The 20,633-nt window shown below is 70.7% G+C and carries 26 protein-coding genes and 1 pseudogene; 15 read left to right on the top strand and 12 right to left on the bottom strand.

Annotated elements, in window-relative coordinates; all coding sequences use genetic code 11:
• Positions 1-30: 30 nt before the first annotated feature.
• On the top strand, positions 31-354 hold the full coding sequence (locus ACH34S_RS17450; protein WP_395953700.1) for a hypothetical protein: 324 nt from the start codon (positions 31-33) through the stop codon (positions 352-354).
• Here ACH34S_RS17450 and ACH34S_RS17445 read toward each other — a convergent pair.
• From ACH34S_RS17445 to ACH34S_RS17420, 6 genes are read right to left on the bottom strand one after another with little or no spacing between them, the layout of a single operon-like run.
• Positions 341-829 carry a nucleoside deaminase gene (locus ACH34S_RS17445; protein WP_395953699.1) on the bottom strand — a complete coding sequence of 163 codons (489 nt, stop codon included), beginning with the start codon at positions 827-829 and terminating at the stop codon, positions 341-343. The two genes, ACH34S_RS17450 and ACH34S_RS17445, sit on opposite strands and share 14 nt — an antisense overlap.
• Before the next feature lie 12 nt (positions 830-841).
• A complete protein-coding gene (locus tag ACH34S_RS17440) occupies positions 842-1,852 on the bottom strand; it encodes a LacI family DNA-binding transcriptional regulator (protein ID WP_395953698.1) in 1,011 nt (336 codons plus the stop codon).
• A 42-nt stretch (positions 1,853-1,894) separates the two neighbouring features.
• Positions 1,895-3,331, bottom strand: coding sequence for a GH1 family beta-glucosidase (locus ACH34S_RS17435; RefSeq protein WP_395953697.1), 1,437 nt, complete (start codon positions 3,329-3,331; stop codon positions 1,895-1,897).
• Positions 3,328-4,221, bottom strand: a complete 894-nt coding sequence (locus ACH34S_RS17430; protein WP_395953696.1) for a carbohydrate ABC transporter permease — start codon at positions 4,219-4,221, stop codon at positions 3,328-3,330. The genes ACH34S_RS17435 and ACH34S_RS17430 overlap by 4 nt, the downstream gene beginning before the upstream one ends.
• Positions 4,218-5,204, bottom strand: a complete 987-nt coding sequence (locus ACH34S_RS17425) for a carbohydrate ABC transporter permease (RefSeq protein ID WP_395953695.1) — start codon at positions 5,202-5,204, stop codon at positions 4,218-4,220. The genes ACH34S_RS17430 and ACH34S_RS17425 overlap by 4 nt, the downstream gene beginning before the upstream one ends.
• A 2-nt stretch (positions 5,205-5,206) precedes the next feature.
• Entirely contained in the window at positions 5,207-6,502 is a 1,296-nt protein-coding gene (locus ACH34S_RS17420; RefSeq protein ID WP_395953694.1) for an ABC transporter substrate-binding protein, read from the bottom strand.
• A gap of 159 nt (positions 6,503-6,661) precedes the next feature.
• On the opposite strand from ACH34S_RS17420, the gene ACH34S_RS17415 reads away from it, so the two are divergent.
• The 9 genes from ACH34S_RS17415 to ACH34S_RS17375 all read left to right on the top strand — a co-directional run bounded on the left by ACH34S_RS17415 (position 6,662) and on the right by ACH34S_RS17375 (position 13,890).
• Complete coding sequence (locus tag ACH34S_RS17415; RefSeq protein ID WP_395953693.1) at positions 6,662-7,366, top strand: DNA polymerase beta superfamily protein; 705 nt, start codon at positions 6,662-6,664, stop codon at positions 7,364-7,366.
• Positions 7,363-8,127 (top strand): DNA polymerase beta superfamily protein, encoded by a 765-nt coding sequence (locus ACH34S_RS17410; protein WP_395953692.1) that lies wholly within the window; start codon positions 7,363-7,365, stop codon positions 8,125-8,127. Before ACH34S_RS17415 ends, ACH34S_RS17410 begins: the two co-directional genes overlap by 4 nt.
• A gap of 113 nt (positions 8,128-8,240) precedes the next feature.
• Positions 8,241-8,906 carry a GTP cyclohydrolase II gene (gene ribA, locus ACH34S_RS17405; protein ID WP_395953691.1) on the top strand — a complete coding sequence of 222 codons (666 nt, stop codon included), beginning with the start codon at positions 8,241-8,243 and terminating at the stop codon, positions 8,904-8,906.
• A gap of 8 nt (positions 8,907-8,914) precedes the next feature.
• Positions 8,915-9,730 (top strand): CDP-alcohol phosphatidyltransferase family protein, encoded by an 816-nt coding sequence (locus ACH34S_RS17400; protein ID WP_395953690.1) that lies wholly within the window; start codon positions 8,915-8,917, stop codon positions 9,728-9,730.
• Positions 9,687-10,661: a zinc-binding alcohol dehydrogenase gene (locus tag ACH34S_RS17395; RefSeq protein ID WP_395953689.1), complete on the top strand. Its 975-nt coding sequence runs from the start codon at positions 9,687-9,689 to the stop codon at positions 10,659-10,661. Before ACH34S_RS17400 ends, ACH34S_RS17395 begins: the two co-directional genes overlap by 44 nt.
• Positions 10,662-10,707: 46 nt before the next feature.
• The gene (locus ACH34S_RS17390) at positions 10,708-11,106 is read left to right on the top strand and encodes a 6-pyruvoyl trahydropterin synthase family protein (protein ID WP_395953688.1); all 399 of its coding nucleotides are present in this window, start codon (positions 10,708-10,710) and stop codon (positions 11,104-11,106) included.
• Positions 11,103-12,179, top strand: coding sequence for a glycosyltransferase family 4 protein (locus tag ACH34S_RS17385; protein ID WP_395953687.1), 1,077 nt, complete (start codon positions 11,103-11,105; stop codon positions 12,177-12,179). The genes ACH34S_RS17390 and ACH34S_RS17385 overlap by 4 nt, the downstream gene beginning before the upstream one ends.
• Positions 12,176-12,970, top strand: a complete 795-nt coding sequence (locus tag ACH34S_RS17380) for a methyltransferase domain-containing protein (RefSeq protein ID WP_395953686.1) — start codon at positions 12,176-12,178, stop codon at positions 12,968-12,970. The genes ACH34S_RS17385 and ACH34S_RS17380 overlap by 4 nt, the downstream gene beginning before the upstream one ends.
• Complete coding sequence (locus ACH34S_RS17375) at positions 12,967-13,890, top strand: lysylphosphatidylglycerol synthase transmembrane domain-containing protein (RefSeq protein WP_395953685.1); 924 nt, start codon at positions 12,967-12,969, stop codon at positions 13,888-13,890. Before ACH34S_RS17380 ends, ACH34S_RS17375 begins: the two co-directional genes overlap by 4 nt.
• 3 nt (positions 13,891-13,893) lie before the next feature.
• Here the strand turns inward: ACH34S_RS17375 and ACH34S_RS17370 are convergent.
• From ACH34S_RS17370 to ACH34S_RS17350, 5 genes and pseudogenes are all read right to left on the bottom strand, one after another.
• Positions 13,894-14,403: pseudogene (locus tag ACH34S_RS17370) on the bottom strand (creatininase family protein); the annotation flags it as partial.
• Positions 14,303-15,211, bottom strand: coding sequence for a phosphatase PAP2 family protein (locus ACH34S_RS17365; protein WP_395953684.1), 909 nt, complete (start codon positions 15,209-15,211; stop codon positions 14,303-14,305). The gene ACH34S_RS17365 and the pseudogene ACH34S_RS17370, both read right to left, overlap by 101 nt.
• Before the next feature lie 136 nt (positions 15,212-15,347).
• Positions 15,348-16,301, bottom strand: a complete 954-nt coding sequence (locus tag ACH34S_RS17360) for a zinc-binding dehydrogenase (protein ID WP_395953683.1) — start codon at positions 16,299-16,301, stop codon at positions 15,348-15,350.
• Positions 16,302-16,339: 38 nt separating this feature from the next.
• Positions 16,340-16,879 (bottom strand): HAD family hydrolase, encoded by a 540-nt coding sequence (locus ACH34S_RS17355; RefSeq protein WP_395953682.1) that lies wholly within the window; start codon positions 16,877-16,879, stop codon positions 16,340-16,342.
• Positions 16,876-17,262: an ATP-binding protein gene (locus tag ACH34S_RS17350; RefSeq protein ID WP_395953681.1), complete on the bottom strand. Its 387-nt coding sequence runs from the start codon at positions 17,260-17,262 to the stop codon at positions 16,876-16,878. Before ACH34S_RS17350 ends, ACH34S_RS17355 begins: the two co-directional genes overlap by 4 nt.
• Positions 17,263-17,409: 147 nt before the next feature.
• Between ACH34S_RS17350 and ACH34S_RS17345 the strand changes: the two genes are divergently transcribed.
• The 5 genes from ACH34S_RS17345 (at position 17,410) to ACH34S_RS17325 (ending at position 20,209) form a co-directional block, all read left to right on the top strand.
• Positions 17,410-18,222: a Scr1 family TA system antitoxin-like transcriptional regulator gene (locus tag ACH34S_RS17345; protein WP_395953680.1), complete on the top strand. Its 813-nt coding sequence runs from the start codon at positions 17,410-17,412 to the stop codon at positions 18,220-18,222.
• Positions 18,219-18,422 (top strand): DUF397 domain-containing protein, encoded by a 204-nt coding sequence (locus ACH34S_RS17340; RefSeq protein WP_395953679.1) that lies wholly within the window; start codon positions 18,219-18,221, stop codon positions 18,420-18,422. Before ACH34S_RS17345 ends, ACH34S_RS17340 begins: the two co-directional genes overlap by 4 nt.
• Before the next feature lie 32 nt (positions 18,423-18,454).
• Positions 18,455-18,643 carry a DUF397 domain-containing protein gene (locus tag ACH34S_RS17335; protein ID WP_395953678.1) on the top strand — a complete coding sequence of 63 codons (189 nt, stop codon included), beginning with the start codon at positions 18,455-18,457 and terminating at the stop codon, positions 18,641-18,643.
• 164 nt (positions 18,644-18,807) lie between these two features.
• Complete coding sequence (locus ACH34S_RS17330; protein WP_395953677.1) at positions 18,808-19,689, top strand: hypothetical protein; 882 nt, start codon at positions 18,808-18,810, stop codon at positions 19,687-19,689.
• 97 nt (positions 19,690-19,786) lie between these two features.
• Entirely contained in the window at positions 19,787-20,209 is a 423-nt protein-coding gene (locus tag ACH34S_RS17325) for a hypothetical protein (protein WP_395953676.1), read from the top strand.
• Here the strand turns inward: ACH34S_RS17325 and ACH34S_RS17320 are convergent.
• Complete coding sequence (locus ACH34S_RS17320; RefSeq protein ID WP_395953675.1) at positions 20,190-20,411, bottom strand: hypothetical protein; 222 nt, start codon at positions 20,409-20,411, stop codon at positions 20,190-20,192. The genes ACH34S_RS17325 and ACH34S_RS17320 overlap by 20 nt on opposite strands.
• Between the last annotated feature and the right edge of the window lie 222 nt (positions 20,412-20,633).

Genomic DNA, 20,633 nt, shown 5'->3' with positions numbered 1-20,633 from the left:
GCGACGGTGCATTGACGGAGGCGTTACGCGATGTTCGCTTTCACCGGGCCGGATGTTCTGGTGACCTACGAGCGATCTGGGGGATTTGCCGGAATTCAGCAGCGGGTGACCGTCGACGTTTCCGGAACGGCCCTCGTCAACGACAAGACGATCATGCTCAAGGACGCGGAGATGCGCGGCCTGCGCGCCGCGCTGAACGGCATCGTCACCACCTGGTCGTCGACGGCGGGCTGCGACGTCGCCGACCACTTCACCTACACGCTCGACTACCGCGGCCACCGGGCGACGCGCTGCTGGCTGCCGTCCGACTGGCGGGCGGCGGTCAAGCGGCTGGAGGCGCTCACCCGCCGTTGACGGCGCGGGTGTGGAGCTCGCGCATCGCCGCTTCCAGGGCCGCGACCGGGCCGTCGACCGGCAGGCCCGGCACGACCTCCTGCACCGGGATCGCCGCCACCGGGCCCGGCTCGACGCCCAGCTCGGCCCGCCACGCGGCGAGCTGCGCCGACGAGTGGACGTAGACGATCCGGCCGAGGCCCACCCACCCGTGCGCGGCCGAGCACATCGGGCAGTGCTCCCCGGACGTGAACACCGTCGCCGCCGCCCGCTCCTCCGGCGTCAGATGGGCGGCCGCCCACCGCGCGGCCTCGAACTCGGGGTGGCGGGTCTGGTCGCCGTCCGCGGTGCGGTTGCGGTCCTCGAACAGGGGCTCGCCGGACTCGGCCACGAGCACCGTCCCGAACGGCTCGTCGCCCGCGTCCAGGGCCTCGGCGGCGAGCGCGACGCAGCGGCTCAGATGGGCGAGTTCGGCGGCGGTCGGTTCGTAGGCCATGTGACGATCATGTCAGGCGGAGTCACGAAGGACCAGGTGGGGGCGCAGGATGACCACCGGATCCGCGACCGTCTCGCCGCGGATCCGGGACACCAGCAGCCGCGCCATCTCCCGGCCCATCTCCTCCGGCGACTGGTGGACGGTCGTCAGCGGCGGGTCGGCCAGCGGCGCGGCGGCCGAGTCGTCGAACCCGATCACGGCGACGTCGCCGGGGACGCTGCGGCCGTGCCGGTGCAGCACGCGCAGCGCGCCGAGCGCCATGGGGTCGTCGGCGGCGAACACCGCGTCCACCGCCGGCTCGGCGGCCAGCAGCCGCTCCGCCGCGGCGATCCCGCTGGCCTCGCCGAAGTCGCCGTACTCGACGAGCTCGGGCAGCCCCGCCGCGGCGAGCGCGTCCCGGTAACCGGCGAGGCGGTCGATGCCGACGCCCATGTCCTGCGGCCCGGCGATGGTCGCGATCCGCCGCCGTCCCGCCGCGACCAGGTGCGTGACGGCCTCCCGGGCGCCGCTGCGGTTGTCGACGTCGACATAGCTGACCGGCGACAGCCCCGGCGGCCGGCCGCCGAGCACGGTCGGGACGCCGTTGGCCTCCAGCTTCGCGGGCAGCGGGTCTTCGGCGTGCAGGGACGTGAGGAGCACGCCGTCCACGTGCTGCGTGGTGAGGTACTCCTCAAGGCGCCCGTACTCGGCGGGGGAGCGGGCGAGGGCGAGCAGGAGCTGCAGCCCGGTGTCGGCGAGGCCGTTGCCGATGCCGCGGATGATCCCGGCGAAGTACGGCTCGTCGAACAGCCGCTGGTCGGACTCGGCGACGACGAGCGCGACGGTGTCGGTGCGTCGGGTGACGAGCGTGCGGGCCGCGCGGTTCGGCACGTACCCGAGCTCGTCGATCGCCTTCAGCACCGCCTCCCGGGCCTGCGGGCTGACCCGCGGCGAGCCGTTGATCACCCGCGACACCGTGCCGCGGCCGACCCCGGCCCGCGTCGCGACCTCCTCCAGGGTCGGGCGCGTGCTCCTGCCCGCCATCTGGCCCCCTTCTCGTCCGTCCGTCCGCCCGTCCCGCCCCGGTCAGTCCCGCCCGGGGAGCCCGCCGCGCTCGATCACCCCGGCGTACCACCGCGCGCTGTCCTTGGGTGTGCGGCGCTGCGTGGCGTAGTCGACGTGGACGAGCCCGAAGCGCTTGGCATAGCCCCAAGCCCACTCGAAATTATCCAGCAGCGACCACGTGAAGTACCCGCGAAGCGGTACACCGTCGGAGATCGCGTCGTGGCACGCCCGGAGGTGCGCGTCGAGGTAGGCGATGCGGTCCGCGTCCCCTATCGCGCCGTTCTCGTCCGGTTCCTCGTCGTAACCTGCGCCGTTCTCCGTGATGTACAGCGGGACGGACGGGTACTCGCGGTGCAGCCGGGTCAGCACCTCGTGCAGGCCGCCCGCGTCGATGTCCCAGCCCATCCCCGTCACGGGCCGCCCGGACGGGACGAACCGGACATGCCCGCTCCCGACCCACGGCGAGTGCGACGAGAACGGCGACGACGCGGTCTGCGCAGCCTCGCCGGGCGTCCCCGCGACGGTGTGCCGCGAGTAGTAGTTGATCCCGAGCTGGTCGAGCGGCTGCCGGATCACCGCCAGGTCCTCGGCGGGCGGCTCGAACCCGTGGCCGGAGGTGTCGGCGAGGACGTCCCACGGGTAGTGGCCGAGCAGCAGCGGGTCGAGGAGCAGCCGGTTCTGGAGCCCGTCGACGCGGCGCGCGGCGTCCATGTCGGCGGGGTCGTCGGTCGCGGGCGTCACCGCGTACAGGTTCACGGCCGCGCCGAACCGGTTGCCGGGGGCGTGCGCCCGCATCGCCTCGACGGCCAGCCCGTGGCCGAGCATCAGATGGTGCGCGGCGTGCAGCGACGCGGCCGCGTCCCGGCGTCCCGGCGCGTGCTCGCCGGACGCGTACCCGAGGAACGCCGCGCACCACGGCTCGTTCACGGTCGTCCAGTGCCGGACGCGGTCGCCCAGCGCGGCGTGCACGTGGGCGGCGTACTCGGCGAACCGGTGCGCGGTGTCCCGCTCGGGCCAGCCGCCCTTGTCCTCCAGCGGCTGCGGGAGGTCCCAGTGGTAGAGGGTCGGCCAGGGCTCGATCCCGGCGTCGAGCAGCGCGTCCACCAGCCGCCCGTAGAAGTCGACGCCCTCCTGGTTGAAGGCGCCGGACCCGGCGGGCTGCACCCGCGGCCAGGAGATCGAGAACCGGTACGAGGTCAGCCCGAGGCCGGCCATCAGCGCCACGTCGTCGCGGAACCGGTGGTAGTGGTCGACGGCGACGTCGCCGGTGTCGCCGCCGAGGACCTTGCCGGGGGTGCGCGCGAAGGTGTCCCAGATGGACGGCCCGCGCCCGCCCTCATCGGCGGCGCCCTCGATCTGATAGGCGGCGGTGGCGGCTCCCCAGCGGAAACCCGTCGGGAACAGCGCGGCGGGCGCCGACCCGGTGTCGTCCTGTGCGTCGTCCTTGAGGGAGGTCACGCCTTCACTGCACCTTCCATGATTCCGCCGATGATCTGGCGGCCGAAAACGATGAACACGACGAGAAGCGGCAGGATCGCCACGCTGGTCCCGGCGAACATGAGCGTGTAGTCCTTGAAGTACGCGTTCGCCAGGTTGTTGATGGACAGCTGCACCGTCGGGTTGTCGGGGCTCAGCACCGCGAGCGGCCACATGAACTCGTTCCAGGTCTGCATGAACGTGAACAGGCCGAGGACGCCCGCGGCGGGACGCAGCGCGGGCAGCACGACGCGCCAGTAGATGCCGAACGTGGTGCACCCGTCGACGCGCGCCGCCTCGATCAGCTCGTCCGGGACGGCCTGCTCGGCGTACTGCCGCATCATGAACACGCCGAACCCGGTGACCAGGAACGGGACGATGACCGCCCGCAGCTGGTTCTGCCACCCCAGCTCCACCATGATCATGTAGAGCGGGATGATGCCCATCTGCACCGGGATCATCATCGTCGCGACGATGACGAGCAGCAGCGCGTTCTTGCCGCGGAAGCGCAGCTTGGCGAACGCGAACCCGGCCAGCGAGGCGAAGAACACCGTCGAGATCGTCACCGCGCCGGACGCGATGGCCGAGTTCAGCAGCCCCTTCGCGAAGTACGCCTCCGGGTTGTCGAACAGCCGGCCGACGTTGTCGGCGCCCTGTCCGCCGGGCAGCAGCGGCGGCGGGACGTCCGCGACCACGCTGTTCGTCCGCGTCGCCACGATGATCATCCAGTAGATCGGGAACACCGACAGCGCCAGCGCCGCGACCAGCGTGAGGTAGGTGAGCGGGCTCGCGTTCCAGAGCCCGCGGAACCGTCCCGGATGCCGGGACTCCGGCCCGCCGGAGCGCCGGGGCCCGGCCAGGAGCGTGGTCATTTCGTGCCTCCCGTCCGGCGGACCGCCAGAAAGTTGATCAGGGAGAACACGATGATCATCACGAACAGCGCCCAGGCGACGGTGGCGCCGTAGCCGTACCGGTCGTGGCCGAAGGCGTTGTCGTACATGTACATCGTGATCGTCTGGAACTGGTGCGCCGGGCCGCCGTCCATCTTGTTGGGCGTCCCGACGCTGAACAGCACGGGCTCGGTGAACAGCTGGAGCCCGCCGATCGTCGAGATGATCACCGTGAAGAGGATCGTGGGCCGCAGCATCGGCACCGTGATCGACCAGAACTGCCGGATCCTGGACGCGCCGTCCATCGCCGCCGCCTCGTACAGGTCCTTCGGGATCGCCTGCATGGAGGCCAGGTAGATCAGCGCGTTGTAGCCCGTCCAGCGCCAGTCGACCATCACCGTGATCGCGAGCCAGGACCAGCCGCGGCTGCTCGCCCAGGCGATCGGGTCGATCCCGGCCAGCCCGAGCGCCCAGTTGATCATGCCCCAGTCCTTGTCGAACATCTGGGTGAACACGATCGCCACGGCGGCGGTCGAGGTGACCAGCGGCGCGACCATCCCGATCCGGAAGAAGGTCGGCATCCGCATCCGCCGGTTCAGCGCGTTGGCGACCAGCAGCGCGATCAGCAGCTGCGGGACGGTCGCCACCACGAAGATCCCGAGGGTGTTGACCGTCGCGTGCCAGAAGTCGGCGTCCGTCAGCAGGTAGTCGTAGTTGTCGAGCCCGATGAACTCGCGCGTCCCCGAGCCCAGCTCCCACTCGTGCAGCGACACCCAGAGCGTGAAGCCGAGCGGGAACGCGCCGAACACCAGGAACACCAGGTAGAACGGCGAGATGAAGGCGTAGGGCGCGCCCTTCAGGTCGAGCCGGGCCACCCGGGACCGCCATGTGCGGCGCGGTCCCGGGCGGTCCTTCGCCGAGGCGGGCGGCGGCCCGTTCCGGCTCTGGCGCAGATCGGTCGTCATCGCTACCTGGCGGCCTTCTCGGCCTCTTCGACGGACTTCGACCAGGCGTCCCCGGGCTTCTGCCCGCCCTGCCCCACGGAGATCAGGACGTTCTCGACCGCGGCCCGCACGTCCTCGTTCTTCGGCCCGAGATGCACCGGCTTCACCGCCGCGACGAGCTGCCCGAAGATCTGCCCGATCGGGGCGTCACCGAAGTAGGCGCTCTTCGTGCCGGAGACCGCCGGGTCCTGCGCGGCCTGCGGCGAGGACGGGAAGACCTTCGCCTCCTTGAACGCCCCGACCTGCCCCTGCGGCGAGGTCAGGAACTTCGCCAGCTCGGCGGCGGCCTTCGCGTGCTTGGTCTGCTTCGGCACGGCCAGCCACGACCCGCCCCAGTAGCCGGAGCCGCCCGGGGTCGTCGCGACGTCCCACTTGCCCTTGCCCGCGGCGCCGGAGAACTCCTCGATGCCCCCGAGCATCCAGGACGGGCACGGCACCGTCGCGAACGTGTCCCGCTTGAGCCCGGTCTGCCACGGCGGCGTGAAGACCGACATGTCGGCGGTGAGCTTGGCCTGCTCGAACTTCAGCGTCGTGTCGAACGCCTGCTTCACGGCCGGGTTGGTGCCGAAGACGAGCTTGTCCTCCTTGTCGAAGAAGCTGTGGCCGGGGCCGCTGCCCGCGTTCTGCAGGACGGTCGCGCGGAACACGGCGGTGGGGCCGTCCAGCCACTTGCTGCCGGGCACGTTCTTCTGGAACTTCTGGCCGGTGGACAGGAACGCGTCCCACGTCGGCCACAGCTTGCCGACCTCGTCGCGCTCGGTCGGCAGGCCCGCCTTCTCGAACAGGTCCTTGCGGTAGCACATGGCGAGCGGGCCGACGTCGGTGCCGAGCCCGACGAGCTGCTTGCCGTCCGGGCTGAGGCCCATCTGCCACTTCCACGGCAGGAAGTTCTGCTCCAGCGTCTTGCCGCCGTGGTCGAAGAGGTTGACGAACTTGGTCCGCTGCTGCATGTAGAGCGGCAGGATGCCCTCCTCCAGCATGACGACGTCCCCGGCGCCGCTGCCGGTGGCCATCCACTGCTGGATGCGGGGCTTGTACTCGTCCAGGCTGGACACCTTGCGTTGCTTGATCGTGACGTTCGGGTGCGACTGCTCGTACTGCTTGTAGAGCGCGTCGTAGCCCGGCTCGCCGAAGACGTCGACGGTGAGCGTGACGGGCCCGCTGTCGGAGCCGCCCCCTCCGTCGTTGTCGTCGCCGCAGGCGACGGCGAGACTTCCGGCCAGCACGGCCGCCATCGCCGTGCCCAGTCCGCGCCGCATGATGGCCCTCATCGCGGACCCCTCTCCAGGTCGTGTACTTCCGGTTTCCGTGTGGGAGCGCTCCCACGAAGGAAAGACCGAACCCGGCTCAGTGTCAATGCGCCGAAACACAACCGTTACAAGTCGACACCCGGCGGCGGGCTGCGCCAGGCTGCGTCCGTGACGACCTCAGACCACCCCGCCGAGGCGCTCGACCTCGTCCGCGACCACACGATCCTGTCGGTCGTGACGGGGTCGCGGGCCTACGGATTGGCGACGGACGCCAGCGACGTCGACCGGCGCGGCGTGTACGCCGCGCCGGCCCCGCTGTTCTGGGGTTTCACCAAACCGCCGACCCATCTGGACGGCCCGCTCCCCGAGCAGTTCTCGTGGGAGCTGGAGCGGTTCTGCGAGCTGGCCCTGGCCGCGAATCCGACCGTCCTGGAATGCCTGTGGTCGCCGCTGGTCGAGAAGATCACACCGGAAGGTGAGGAGTTGCTGGCCGTCCGGCGGGCTTTCCTGTCCCGCGCGGCACATCGCACGTTCCTCCGGTACGCCGAGGCCCAGTTCCGCAAGCTGGAGGGCGACCTGCGCAACGGCGGCTCGCCGCGCTGGAAGCACGTCATGCACATGCTGCGGCTGCTGGCGAGCGGGGCGCATCTCGTCCAGCACGGCGAGCCGCGGGTGGACGTCGGTGACCTGCGCGAACGGCTCCTCGCCGTCCGCCGGGGCGAGGTCGGCTGGGACGAGATCGAGGCCTGGCGCACCGCCCTCACCACCGACCTGGACGGCGCCCTCGACCGCAGCCCGCTGCCCCCCGAACCCGACCGCGCCGCGGTCGAGACCCTGCTGATCTCCATCCGGCGAAGGAGCGTCGACCTGTGACCCTGCACCACCCCGTGGATCTGCCCGCCGGCATGCTCGACCGGCTCGCCGCAGACCACCCGTACCCCCGCGCGTTCGTCACCGTCAGCGGCGCGCACCTGTACGGGTTCCCGTCGCGGGACTCCGACGTCGACCTGCGCGGCGTCCACCTGCTGCCGCTGGAGGAGATCGTCGGCCTGGAGAAGGGGCGGGAGACCGTCACGCTCATGTGGGACCACGCGGGCGTGGAGGCCGACGCCGTCACCCACGACCTCGCCAAGTTCTGCACGCTGCTGCTGCGGCGCAACGGGTACGTCCTGGAGCAGGTCATGTCGCCCCTGGTCGTCGCGACGTCGCCGGTGCACGAGGAGCTGAGGGCGCTCGTCCCGGGGCTGGTCACGTCCCACCACGCGCACCACTACCTCGGCTTCGCGCGGACGCAGTGGAACCTGTTCGAGCGGACGAACGAGCTGAAACCGCTCCTCTACACGTTCCGGGTGCTGCTGACCGGAATCCACCTGATGCGGACCGGCGAGATCGAGGCCGACCTGACCCGCCTCACCGGCGACGGCCCGCCGTACCTGCCCGCCCTGATCGAGGCGAAGCGGGCCGCCGAACACGGCGCGCTACCGGAGGACGCGCCCGCCGTGCCCCGCCTCAGCGACGACGTCGCCGCGCTCACCGCCCGCCTGGAAACCGAGCGCGACCGCAGCGGGCTGCCGGAAGTATCCGCGAACCACCGTGCCGTGCACGACTTGGTGGTCCGGACCCGCATACGCTGAACCCTGAGGTGCCTCCCCTCCGTGCCACGGATCGTACGGACCGATTCACAACGCAACCACCGCGTGCGTCCGCCACGTACCACGGGTGATTGCGGAGCCGAGGAAGGGGAGCGATGCACGACCAGGGCATCGAGCAAGACGACATCGCGGAGGCGGAGCTGCGGACACGGCGGGGCGTGTTCCGCGCCGTCGCGTTCCGGGACCCGGTCGACGGGCACGAGCACATGGCGCTCGTCCGCGGCGACGTCCGGGGCCGGGAGGACGTGCTCGTCCGGACGCATTCGGAGTGCCTGACCGGCGACATCTTCGCCGCCACGCGCTGCGAGTGCGGGGACCAGCTCGGCGCGGCGCTGGACGCGATAGTCCGGGAGGGCGCCGGTGTCCTGGTCTACCTGCGCGGGCACGAGGGACGCGGGATCGGGCTGGTCGCCAAGATCCGGACCTGCATCCTCCAGGACGACCAGGGCCTGGACACCGTCGACTCCGCGACCGCGATCGGCCTGCCGGTCGACGTCCGCGACTACGGCCCGGCGGCCCGCGTCCTGCGGCACCTCGAGGTCCGGTCGGTGCGGCTGATGTCGAACAACCCGGCCAAGGTCGACGCGCTGGAGTCCTACGGCGTCGAGGTCGCGGAGCGGGTGCCGCTGCTCGTCCCGGTCAGCGACGACAACGTCCGGTACCTGACCGCGAAGCGCGACCGCCTCGGCCACGACCTGCCGCAGCTCGACGGCCCCGCTCCGATGCTCGGCGGCACGCCGGTCGGCGAGGCCAGCCGATGACCCGCCCGATGACCGCGCCCCGGCCGGTCGGGGTCGTCTGGCGCGCCGCCGCACCGCCATCGGCGCGGCGGAAGGCCGTGCGGCTGGGCAAGGGCACCGAGCTGGCGGGCGCGGCCGGAGTCCAGGTCGCGCTGGTGGCGGCGCTGCGTCCCGGGATCGCGGGCGTGGCGGTGGGCGTCGTGTACGCGCTGTCCGCCTGGGCGATCCTCACCGCGGCGTTCCGGGGGCGGCGGGCGCTCGGCCCCGCCGATCACGTGACCTTGACGCGAGCTGTCCTCACCGGCGGTGTTTCCGCGCTGGTCACGGGGCATTTCCTCGGTGGCGGGCACGCGTGGACGCTGGTCGCGGTCGCGACGGTGGCGCTCGTCCTGGACGGGGTGGACGGCCAGGTCGCCCGCCGCACCGGGACCGCGTCGCGGCTCGGCGCGCGGTTCGACATGGAGGTCGACGCCTTCCTCGTGCTGGTGCTGAGCGTGCACGTCGCGTGGACCGCCGGGGTGTGGGTGCTGGCGATCGGCGTCATGCGGTACGCGTTCGGCGCGGCGGCCTGGGTGGCGCCGTGGCTGCGCGCCGACCTGCGGCCGAGCATCGCCCGGAAGGCCGTCGCGGTGGTGCAGGGCGTGACGCTGGTCGTGGCGGTGTCGGGCGTCGTCCCGTACGCGGGCGCGCTGGTCGGCGCGGCGCTCGCACTGCTGCTGTGGTCGTTCGGACGCGACGTGGTGTGGCTGTTCACCCGACGTGAGCGGCGGGGAAGCCGGGGGAGCCGGGGGAGGAGCACGGATGGAGCGGGAAGCCCGCGCGTTCTGGATCCGGTCGCCCGGTAACGGGGAGATCCGCGACGAGGTACTGCCGGAGCCGGGGCCGGGCGATGTGGTGGTCCGGACGCTCTTCTCCGGCGTGAGCCGGGGCACGGAGGCGATCGTCTTCCGCGGCGGCGTCCCGCCGAACCAGCACGCGGTCATGCGGGCGCCGTTCCAGGACGGGACGTTCCCCGCCCCCGTCAAGTACGGCTACCTGAACGTCGGCGTGGTCGAGGAGGGCGCGTCCGGCCTGCTCGGCCGCCCGGTGTATTGCCTGTATCCGCACCAGACCCGGTACGTCGTCCCGGCGAGCGCGGTGTGCCCCGTCCCGGACGACGTGCCGCCGGAGCGCGCCGTCCTCGCCGGGACCGTCGAGACCGCCGTGAACGCGCTGTGGGACGCGGCCCCGCTGATCGGCGACCGGATCGCCGTGGTCGGCGCCGGGATGGTGGGCTCCTCGGTCGCCGGGGTCCTCGCCGGGTTCCCGGGGTGCCGCGTCCAGCTCGTGGACACCGACCCGTCCCGCGCGGGCGTCGCGCGGGCGTTCGGCGTCGAGTTCGTCCTGCCCGAGCAGGCGGACGACGGCTGCGACCTGGTGATCCACGCCAGCGCCACCGAGGCGGGCCTGGCGCGGTCGCTGGAGCTGCTCGCACCCGACGGCGAGGTCGTGGAGCTGAGCTGGTACGGGGACCGGCGGGTCGCCGTCCCGCTCGGGGAGTTCTTCCACTCGCGGCGGCTGACCGTCCGGAGCAGCCAGGTCGGCGCGGTGCCGCCCGCCCGCCGGTCGCGCCGCGGCTTCGCCGACCGGCTCGCGCTTGCGCTGCGCCTCCTCGCCGACCCCGCGTTCGACGTGCTCGTCACCGGCGAGAGCCCCTTCGCCGACCTCCCGGCGATCATGCCGCGGCTGGCGGGCGGTGAACTTCCCGCGCTCTGCCACCGAATCATCTACCAGTGAATCCGTTTTCAAGATTCAACCCCGACCGACCAACTGGAGAGCACCCGTGTTCGCGATCACCGTCCGCGACCATGTCATGATCGCGCACAGCTTCCGCGGCGAGGTCTTCGGACCGGCGCAGCGGCTGCACGGCGCCACCTACCTGGTGGACGCGACGTTCCGCCGCCCCGGCCTCGACCCGGACGGCATCGTCGTCGACATCGGTCTCGCCACCCGGGAGCTGGGCGAGGTCCTGGCCGCGCTGAACTACCGCAACCTCGACGACGAGCCCGACTTCGCCGGGATCAACACCTCGACGGAGTTCCTCGCCAAGGTCATCGCCGACCGCCTCGCCGACCGGGTTCACGCGGGCGCGCTCGGCGAGCACGCGAGCGGCCTGGCCGGGATCACGGTGACGCTGCACGAGTCGCATGTCGCCTGGGCGAGTTACGAGCGCGAGCTATGAGCACCGCACACGAGATCTGCTTCGTCGTCCCCGGCGATATCGACGACGCCGGGGTCCCGAGCGGCGGGAACCACTACGACCGGATGCTGTGCGAGGAGCTTGCGGCGTCGGGACGTCCCGTCCGGGAGCTGGCGGTGCCGGGGGCGTGGCCGCGGCCCGACTCCGCCGCCCGCGCCGGTCTCGCCCGCGCGCTCGCCGGGCTGCCCGATGGCGCCGTCGTCCTGCTGGACGGCCTGGTGGCGTGCGGTGTCCCGGAGATCGTCGTCCCGGAGGCGGAGCGGCTGCGGCTCGCCGTCCTCATCCACCTCCCGCTGGCGGACGAACCCGGACAGGCCGACCTGAACGCCGCCGAACGCAGAACGCTGGAAGCGGTCGGCGCCGTCGTGGCGACCAGCCCGTGGGCGCGGGATCACCTCCTCGCCCATCACGGCCTCGAAGCGTCCCGCGTCCACGCCGTCACCCCGGGCACGGAGCCCGCGCCGCTGGCGACCGGCACCGACGGCGCGACCCGCCTGCTGTGCGTCGCGTCCGTGACGCCTCGCAAAGGCCACGACATCCTGGTCGAAGCCCTGGCCACCCTTGCGCACCTGCCGTGGCAGTGCGAATGCGTCGGCCCGCTGCGCCGCGACCCCGAGCACGTGACGCGCCTCCAGCGGCTGATCGCCCAGCACCGCCTGGGCGACCGCGTCCGCCTGGAGGGCCCGCTGACCGGTAAACGCCTCGACGATGCCTACGCGTCCGCCGACCTCCTCGTCCTCGCGTCCCGCGCCGAGACGTACGGGATGGTCGTGACGGAGGCCCTCGCGCGCGGCGTCCCCGTCGTCGCGACCGCGGTCGACGGCGTGCCCGACACCCTCGGCTGGGACCCGTCCGGCGCCGTCCCCGGGCTCCTCGTCCCACCCGACGACCCCACCGCGCTGTCCGCCGCGCTGCGCCGCTGGCTCGTCGAACCCGACCTGCGGACCCGCCTGCGCGCCGCCGCCCGCGAGCGCCGCGACACCCTCCCCGGCTGGGACGACACCGCCCGCCGCATGGCCACCATCCTGTCCCGGCTCCGGAGGGAGAACCGATGAGCTTCGATCCGTCATGGCTGGCGCTCCGCGAGAGCGCCGACGCCGCCGCCCGCGCCTCCGAGCTGCTCGTCCCGCTCCGCGCCGCCCTCCCGCCGGACGGGCCGCTGGTCATCTGGGACCTCGGCTGCGGCACCGGCTCCCTGGGCCGCTGGCTGTCCGGGCGCCTGCGCGGCCCGCAGCACTGGATCCTGTACGACAACGACCCCGAACTGCTCGAACGGGCCGCCGCGAACATCTACACCACCGCCGGCGGGCACCGCGCGACGATCGAGACCCGGAAGGGCGACGTCGCCGCGCTCCAGGCGTCCGACCTGGTCGGTGCGTCGCTGGTCACCGCGTCCGCCCTGCTGGACGTGCTCATCGCCGCCGGCGTCGAGAAGATCGCGGCCGCCGCGGCCTGCCCGGCGCTGCTGACGCTGTCGGTCGTCGGACGCGTCCGGCTGTCCCCGCCCGACCCCCTCGACGCCGACCTCGCCGCCGCCTTCGACGCGCACCAGCGCCGCGACGGCCTCCTCGGCCCGGACGCCGTCACCGCTGCGACCGAGGCGTTCGAACGGCGCGGCGCCACCGTCCAGACCCGGTCGAGCCCGTGGCGGCTCGGCCCCGGCCAGGCGGCGCTGACCTCGGCGTGGCTGCGCGGCTGGGTGGGCGCCGCCACCGAACAACGCCCCGACCTCGCCCCCGCCGCCGAGTCCTACCTGCGCCGTCGCCTGGACGAATGCGCCGTGGGCTCGCTCATCGTCGAGGTCCACCATCTCGACCTGCTCGCCATCCCAGGGAGGACGTCGTGACGAGGCTCTGGCCCTGGCTGCGCCTGCTCATCGGGCTCGGCATCCTCGCCGCGCTTCTCTGGTGGCACAGCACGGACGCGTTGGTGGCCGCGCTCCACGCCATCGACGCCCGCTCCATCGTCCTCGCCCTCGCGGTCGGTCTCCTGACGACCGTCCTGAACGCGGCCCGCTGGCGCCTGGTGGCCCGCCGTCTCGGCCTGGACCTGCCGCTGACCAGCGCGGTCACCGACTACTACAAGGCGCAGTTCCTGAACGCCGTCCTGCCCGCGGGGATTCTCGGGGACGTCCACCGCGCCGTGAGCCACGCCCACCGTTCCGGCGCCGGCGCGCTCCGCGCCGTGTTCCTGGAGCGGGTCATAGGCCAGGCCGTCCCCATCCTCCTCGGGGTGATCGTCCTGTTCACCCAGCCCGCCGTGCTGTCGGCGATGACACCAGCACTGATCACGCTCGCGATCGTCCTGAGCGCCCTGCTCCTCCTGGCCCGCTCACGCCACCGCGCGCTAGCGGCGACATTCGCGGACGCCCGCACCGTCCTGAACGCCTGGCCCGCCATAACGGCACTCTCCGTCACCGCACTGGCCGGGCACCTCGCCCTCTTCGTGATCGCCGCCCGCCTGGCAGGCTCCACGGCCCCCCTCCTGGACCTGCTGCCCCTGCTCCTCCTCGCGCTGCTCGTGATGGTGCTGCCGGTGAACGTCGGCGGCTGGGGCCCGCGCGAGGCCGTCCTCGCCCTCGCGTTCGGCGCGGCCGGGCTCGGCTCAGCGCAGGGGCTGACCGTCTCCGTCGTCTACGGCGTGCTCACCTTCGTCGCGTGCCTGCCCGGCGCCGCGACCCTGCTGCCGAAGCGCCGCCAGCCGGTCCCCGAACGACGCGACGAGGCTCGCCAGCACGTCCCGGCCCTTGCCGGCGCGGGCCAGTGACGGCCGCCCGATGACGCCCGACGCGGTGTAGGCGGCCATCCCCGAGGTCAGCAGATGCCGCCGGTCATCGGCCAGATGATCGGCGGTCTCGTACCCATCCCGCACCAGCTCCGGATGGGCGTGCAGCAGGATCGACGTCTCCAGCTCCCCGGCGTGCATGTCACCGTCCCCGGAGGTCTCGATGCCCGCCGCCCGCCGCGCGTCCTCCCAATCCTCCAGCCCTGGGAAGAGCGCCATGTCCCCGCGCGCCTCCTGGACGACGTTCCCCAGCACGTAGTTGCCCCCATGCCCGTTGACCAGCACGAGCTTCGGCACCCCGGCCCTCGCGAGCGACTCGGCGACGTCCCGCACCACCGCGTGCAGGGTCGCCGCCGAGATGCTCACCGTCCCGGGCCAGGCCGCGTTCTCGTGCTCATGCGAGCACGAGATCGTCACGGGCGGGAGCGTCCGCACCGGATGGGCCTTCGCGATCTCCGCCGCGATCGTGCAGGCGATCACCGTGTCCGTCGCCAGCGGCAGGAACGGGCCGTGCTGCTCGTGGCTCCCGATCGGCAAGACCGCTACGGGGACGTCCGGGACCTCGGAACTCGTGTGCGTCGGCAGCATGCGTCCCACCCTGCCGCACCCGCTCCACCAGCGAAACCAGCGCCATGGCCCCGGCCAGCAGCACGGCGGCGACGATGCCGTCCGTCCAGTAGTGGTTGGCGGTCACCACGACCACGAACACGGTGATAGGCGCATGCATCGCGATGACCCACCGCCACCGGCTCCGCGACACCCGCACCACCGCGACCGCCACGACGAGCGCCCACCCGATGTGCAGCGACGGCATCGCCGCGTACTGGTTGGCGATCCCCTCGGCCGCCCCCGCCGGATACGCCGACGGCCCCACCGTCAGCATCGTGTCCACGGCCCCGATCTGGGCCAGCCGCGGCGGCGCCAGCGGGTACAGCATGTGCACAAGCAGCCCCGCCGCGGTCAGCGCGACCAGCTCGTTCCGCACCCTCCCGTACGACGACCGGTGCCGCACGTAAAGCCAGACCAGCAGGAGCGCCGTCCCCGGAAAGTGCACGCCCACGTAGTACACGTTCGCGAGGAATGCGGTGTGATCCCATCCCAGCGCCCACTGCTGGAAGTCCACCTCGTTGGGCAACCACGACCGCTCGAAGTCCCACAGCCACGCGGCGTTCGCCATCGCCTGGCCGGGCCCGTGCTCGACGAGCGTCCGCCCCCACTTGTAGAAGGCGAACAGCACCAACAGCAGCCCGACCTCGGTGACCAGCGGCCGCACCGCCCCGCGCCGCATCGCCACGCTCGCCATGTGTCCTCCCCGTGCCGGTCGTCGTCGTCCAATGACAACCTTCGCGTCGGACATTCCGGGAAACACTGGCCCCAGCCACCCACCCCGAGAAGGGAAAGCCCCCACCCGAAGGTGGAGCTAACCCCACCCCGGAGGGCTAAGGGAGCAGGAGGGTTTTGGCTACGACGGTCCGTGTTTCGATGGCCGTGTGGGCATCGGCGGCTCGTTCCAGCGGGAATGTCTGGCCGATGACGGGCTTGAATACGCCCTCTGCGGCCTTCTCTAGGGCGCTGCCCAGGAGGCGCATGCGTTCGGGCTTGCTGATCTGTACGTCTTGGATGCCGCGCAAAATGATGCCTTTGCGCTCGGCTTTCTGCGGGTCGACGGCGGTGAAGCCGCCCAAGGTGGAGCCGTGGGCGGAGAATGTGCCGCCGTCTCGCGTGGCGGCGAAGGCGGCGAGGCCGATCTTGTCGCCGACGCCGTCGAAGACCACGTCGACCTTGCCGAGGATCTCGTCCGTCCAGCGGGGCCTTGAGTAGTCGAGGACGACATCGGCGCCCAGCTCGCGGGCCAGCTCCAGCTTGCGGGCGTCGCGCGCCGCCGCGATGACCCGGGCGCCCTGAGCGTGCGCGAGCTGGACGAGAAGGACGCCCATCCCGCCGGTCGCGCCCACCACCAGAACCGTGTCACCGGCCTTGACCTCGGTTCCCTCGAAAATGCGGAGCGCGGTCACGCCGTCGTGCAGGAGCGCCGCGGCGTCCTTGGGACCGAGGCCGTCCGGCAGGGGCAGGACGTTCTCCAGCGGCGCCGCCATCCGTTCGGCGTAGCCGCCGTTCACGACCGACGCGATGACGCGGCGACCGATCCAGGCCGGGTCGACGTCCGGCCCGGCCGCGATCACCACCCCGGCCCCGCCGCCGCCCGGCACGTAGGGCGGTGCCGTGTCGAAGAACGCCCTGGCCATGCCCGAGCGGATTCGGGTCTCCACGAACAGGGTGTCCGCGGCGGCCACCGCGATCACGACCTCCCCGGGGCCGGCCACGGGATCCGGCGCCTCGCGCACCGCTAGTACCTCCGGCCCGCCGAACTCCTTCACTTCGATCACTCGCATGTCCGGTCTCCTTCTAGTCAGGAGGCCAGTCTCAATCCTCATCCATACTTGAGGTCAAGGCGCGCGGTGGCGCGTTCCATGATCACGCATTGGCCTGGTGGACGGTTCAGCAGCCGGGCCGCGGCGAGATAGCGCGTTCCTCGCACATCGCCCTCGGGGACCGTCTCAGCGGTCACGATCGCGTCGAACGCGTCGTCCAGGCGGAGGACGCGGAGCGTCGCGGCGACCTCCCGGGTCGTTGAGCCGGTGACCAGCGCCAGCCGGTGCCGGGACCTGGCGAGCGTCAAGACCAGGTCGATGGCGCCCGGGTAGGGGTTGAGGCCGGTCTCCGCCAGAGCGCAGTAGGCGCGGGTTTTGGCGGCGAGGAGGTCGTCGAGGTCGGGCAACCGTCCGGGTGCGCGCTGGGCCAGGAGTGCGCGGATGCCTTCGCGGGCCGTGCGTCCGGTGAAGAAGGTCCGGTAGTCGTGGGCGGTGACGCGAAGACCGGCGTCCGTGGCGGACTCATAGAACGCGCGTCGGTGCAGGTCCTCGTCGTCCACGAGGACGCCGGTCAGGCCGAGCAGGATCGCCGGGGTCACCGCACGGGGGCGTTGTCGCCGGTGGGCATGAGCGCCCAGACGATCTTTCCGACGCCGTTGGCGGACGGCCGGATGCCGGTGTCCTTGGCGTATGCGGCGATGATCGCGAGGCCGCGCCCGCTCAGCGCGTCCAGGCCGACGGCGGAGGCGCGGGGGAGTTCGGAGGAGGCGTCCCAGCACTCCAGGATCGGGGCGCCCTCGTGGAGGGCGACCCGGATCCTGAGCGTGTGCCCGTGGGCCGCGGCGACCGCATTCGTCACGATTTCGCTCATGACGACCGCCGAGTCATCGATCACGGACCGCTCGAAACCCCAATTGGTGAGCGCGTACCGGACGAGTTCCCGCGCGAGCGAGACCGAAGAGCGCACTCCGAGCAGAGACATCCGTATTTCGTCCGATTTAACCCTTTGCTGCAATGGCACTTGATCGTTCATATCCGCCGTCCCGATTTCTGTGATCTGACACACAGGATCGGCGTCGCCAAGCTAATGTGCACTGTATCGAGAAAAAGCAGATACACGGGAGTGGCGATGAAGGCTCGTGAAATGATCGATCCGAAGTCGTCAATGTGGGCGTGGCTGGCCTTTGACCTGTGGTTTCAGCGCACTCAGAGAGGCCTGTCGCTGGCGCAGATGGGCATGATCGTAAAGGCGACGCGTGGGACGGTATCCAACTGGGAAGCAGGGCGTTTGAGGCCCCAGGATGACCACATGTCGCGCTTGGACGAGGCGTGGAACACGGGCGGCCACTTCGCGCGGCTGCTCTGGTACGCGCAGACCGGACACAATCCCGACTGGTTTAAGCAGTATGTCCAGTACGAAGAGGCTGCCGAGATCATCAAGATCTACAACGGCAAGAATCTTCCGGTTCTCGTCCAGAATGAGGCTTATGCTCAGGCCATCCTTTGGATGGCTGGCCGCACGCGTGAGGTGGAGGCGGAGAGTAAGGCCCGGATGAAGCGGCAGGCCATCCTCGCGCGACCTGAACCGCCGCACGTGTGGATCCTTATCGATCAAGATGTCCTCGAATGCCCGGTGGGCGGCAAGGAGGTCATGCGAAGTCAGATGCGGCGCCTCCTCGACATCGGAGACGACCCGAGGCTGACGGTGCGCGTGGTTCCCAGGTCCGCAGGGCCACATCCCGGTCACGATGGCCCATTCCAGCTGCTGAAGATCAAAAGCCGAGAGGTCGCCTACGCGGGAGCCCAGCTCAGCGGACGCCTGATCGAGGCTGGAGGCGAGACGGCGGCCCTCACGATAAAGTTCGATCAAATCGGGGCGCTTGCCCTATCTCGGGACGCCTCACTGGAACTGATCGAGCGGACTATGAGGACGTACGAATGATCAAGTGGCGGAAGAGTTCCTACACGGGCAGCGGCAACGACGATGTGTGCGTCGAGGTAGCTGACCTGGGCGGACGCATTGGTATCAGGGATTCCAAGGACCCAGGTGGTCCCCGCCTCGGGCTCAGTCAGCGTGACTTCGGCGGGCTGCTGACGCGCATCAGGCGTGGCGAGTTGGACGTTGAACAGCAAGAGTCCTGACGGGTGATCAAGTATTTGGCCAGGAGCGTCCTGTGATCGCTTGGCGTAAGAGCTCGCGCAGCGGTGGCATGAGCGACAACGCTTGTGTGGAGGTCGCTCACCTGGGGTCCAGCATCGGCGTGCGTGACTCGAAGGATCCGGATGGTGAACGTCTGGGGTTCAGCTCTCAGGAGTTTGGTGGGTTGGTGGCGCGCATCAGGCGTGGTGAGTTCGACCGCTGACCCTTTCCGGGCTGGTCGGACGGAGCATCCCGGGCTTGCTTGCTTCGTTCCTGAATCCGAAAGTTCCGTGGCCTTGATCAAAAACGGGGTCGGCGGGGTGGCCGGGTCACTATGGTCTGCGAATTATGTCTCAGTGGAGCAGACGTACGCAGACGGGGTTATGGGTGGCCGCGGTTGCGGTGAGTGCGTTGCCGGATACCGTGGGCTGGGTCGCTTCGCTGTTCGGGTCGGCGTCTGAGAGGCGCTTCCTAGGCGGGTTCTTCGCCGTTCCTCGATGTGATGGCTTTGACCTGTGGGTCGATGTCGCGCTGTCGCCTTGGTATTTGCGGCTGAGCACGATGCCTTACCTGATCGTCGTCCCGGCGTTCCTGGTGTGGCTGGTGGTCAGGCGGCGCGCCGTGGGATGGGTGGCGGCCGGGGTTCTTGGGCCGGTGATGGCCTTCGAGCCCGTGCTGGTGGGCTATGACGCCGCACGGTGGGGTAGCGCCTGCGTCGATATGTGGCTGTTCCCCAGCACTAGATGGCAGGTCACCTCGTGGACGCACGGCCTGGTCCCGGTGGTCTTGATCCTGCTGGCGACCTACCGGCCGGGCTACGGGGCGTTCCGGGTGGTTTCGGGAACGGTGGCCATCGGCCTGGTGCTCAGTGCCGCCAGCGATGCGCCCAGGCCGGTGATCACGAGCGCGGACGACTGCAAGGACGCGAGACGCGTCGATGTGAGCGACCTCGCGACGCTGGCGTCCCGGGTCAACGCCCTTTCGATGCGTGAGCGGCGTCTCGCCTATGTCTGCGCCATTCGTGGCCTTCCCGATCCGAGGATGATCGGGACGGAGCGTCCGACCGAGGACGGTCCGTTGTCCGACGCCGTCCTCCTCAACCAGGGGAGGCTCGCATGCAGCGGAGGCAAGCAGATGTCGATGCGTGTTCTGGTCCGGCACGGGGTGCAGTGGCCGACGCTCGAGCAGATCGCCTATCTCTGCCCAGAAAGAGCGGTTGCGCCTGCGCGAGCGAGAGCGGTTGGTTGCGGTAGAAGCACGGGAGTATGAGCGCCAGCAGGTAAGTATTCGGGCGTATTGCAAGCGGACCGTCCCTGACGGGCCGCGCCCGGTGAGAGAGTTCACAGAGGTCGTTTTTGGTGACGAGATGCGCAGCTATTCCATCGGGTCGGGCGACGGCGACGATTCTTTCGCTAGAGCGACTGACGATGGACTGGTCGCCGCCGTGGACGGTCTGGTCACGGTGCTCACGGGAACGGAGTGGGACCTGTGCCTCACCGTCCGGTCGTACCGGAAGGCTCCGCCGCTGGACCTCAAGCATTGGGACCGGGTCACCGAAGTGGGATTCCACAGCGCGGATGGACAGGCCGGCATCAGCTCGCTCCTGTCCGGGGACGAACCGCCGCCCATGACCGTGGCCGGTGCCGGGTCCTACCGAATTCGCCTGCACGTGCGCGGCCGCAACGCCCCGGAGGCGTTCTGGCCGGACATGCCGGCGGAACATCACCTGCTCGTCGTCTTCCCGGGCAAGTCCAAGAAGCAGAAGCTCCTCAAGAACACCGAGCGCTAATGGTCTCGTCGCGCTCCCAGGACACGTCGTGGAGGGCGAGTAGATCGCGGATCGCCTGGCTCGATCGCTTCTCCATGGGCCATGGGCCGGTGAGGGGCACGCGGCCGCCGTCGGTCGGCTCGTCGGGCTTCAGGTAGACGGCCACGGTGTGAAAGGCTTCGGCTTGGAAGCGGAACTCGACGCCCCCAATACCGGCGATCACGCGCCGTGTCCTGCGTTTGTCGTCCAAAAGGTGGGGGCGTCTCGAACAGATCTCGCACGGAGCGGTATGTCGTATCCGGCGTCAGCGAACCGAATTATCCGTCGGAGACGACCCGTTCCAGCTCGATCACCGACGAGAATATCGTTCCGATGCTGAAACGTTGCCGTGGCCGCGTGACCCACGCCATGACTTTGGCTGAAGTGAGAGTCAGTGGAGTGGTGT

The organism is Actinomadura sp. 3N508 (assembly GCF_044326375.1).
Taxonomy (GTDB): domain Bacteria; phylum Actinomycetota; class Actinomycetes; order Streptosporangiales; family Streptosporangiaceae; genus Spirillospora.
The sequence above is the reverse complement of the archived record's forward strand: the minus strand, read 5'-3'. Positions and strand labels throughout refer to the sequence as shown.

Coding starts and splice junctions, on each gene's coding strand:
- ACH34S_RS17385 (WP_395953687.1), top strand. CDS start 11,103: ATGAGCACCGCACACGAGATCTGCTTCGTCGTCCCCGGCGATATCGAC.
- ACH34S_RS17420 (WP_395953694.1), bottom strand. CDS start 6,502: ATGCGGCGCGGACTGGGCACGGCGATGGCGGCCGTGCTGGCCGGAAGT.
- ACH34S_RS17430 (WP_395953696.1), bottom strand. CDS start 4,221: ATGACCACGCTCCTGGCCGGGCCCCGGCGCTCCGGCGGGCCGGAGTCC.
- ACH34S_RS17440 (WP_395953698.1), bottom strand. CDS start 1,852: ATGGCGGGCAGGAGCACGCGCCCGACCCTGGAGGAGGTCGCGACGCGG.
- ACH34S_RS17340 (WP_395953679.1), top strand. CDS start 18,219: ATGATCAAGTGGCGGAAGAGTTCCTACACGGGCAGCGGCAACGACGAT.
- ACH34S_RS17450 (WP_395953700.1), top strand. CDS start 31: ATGTTCGCTTTCACCGGGCCGGATGTTCTGGTGACCTACGAGCGATCT.
- ACH34S_RS17345 (WP_395953680.1), top strand. CDS start 17,410: ATGAAGGCTCGTGAAATGATCGATCCGAAGTCGTCAATGTGGGCGTGG.
- ACH34S_RS17365 (WP_395953684.1), bottom strand. CDS start 15,211: ATGGCGAGCGTGGCGATGCGGCGCGGGGCGGTGCGGCCGCTGGTCACC.
- ACH34S_RS17400 (WP_395953690.1), top strand. CDS start 8,915: ATGACCGCGCCCCGGCCGGTCGGGGTCGTCTGGCGCGCCGCCGCACCG.
- ACH34S_RS17380 (WP_395953686.1), top strand. CDS start 12,176: ATGAGCTTCGATCCGTCATGGCTGGCGCTCCGCGAGAGCGCCGACGCC.
- ACH34S_RS17325 (WP_395953676.1), top strand. CDS start 19,787: ATGCGCAGCTATTCCATCGGGTCGGGCGACGGCGACGATTCTTTCGCT.
- ACH34S_RS17395 (WP_395953689.1), top strand. CDS start 9,687: ATGGAGCGGGAAGCCCGCGCGTTCTGGATCCGGTCGCCCGGTAACGGG.
- ACH34S_RS17445 (WP_395953699.1), bottom strand. CDS start 829: ATGGCCTACGAACCGACCGCCGCCGAACTCGCCCATCTGAGCCGCTGC.
- ACH34S_RS17360 (WP_395953683.1), bottom strand. CDS start 16,301: ATGCGAGTGATCGAAGTGAAGGAGTTCGGCGGGCCGGAGGTACTAGCG.
- ribA (WP_395953691.1), top strand. CDS start 8,241: ATGCACGACCAGGGCATCGAGCAAGACGACATCGCGGAGGCGGAGCTG.
- ACH34S_RS17425 (WP_395953695.1), bottom strand. CDS start 5,204: ATGACGACCGATCTGCGCCAGAGCCGGAACGGGCCGCCGCCCGCCTCG.
- ACH34S_RS17350 (WP_395953681.1), bottom strand. CDS start 17,262: ATGTCTCTGCTCGGAGTGCGCTCTTCGGTCTCGCTCGCGCGGGAACTC.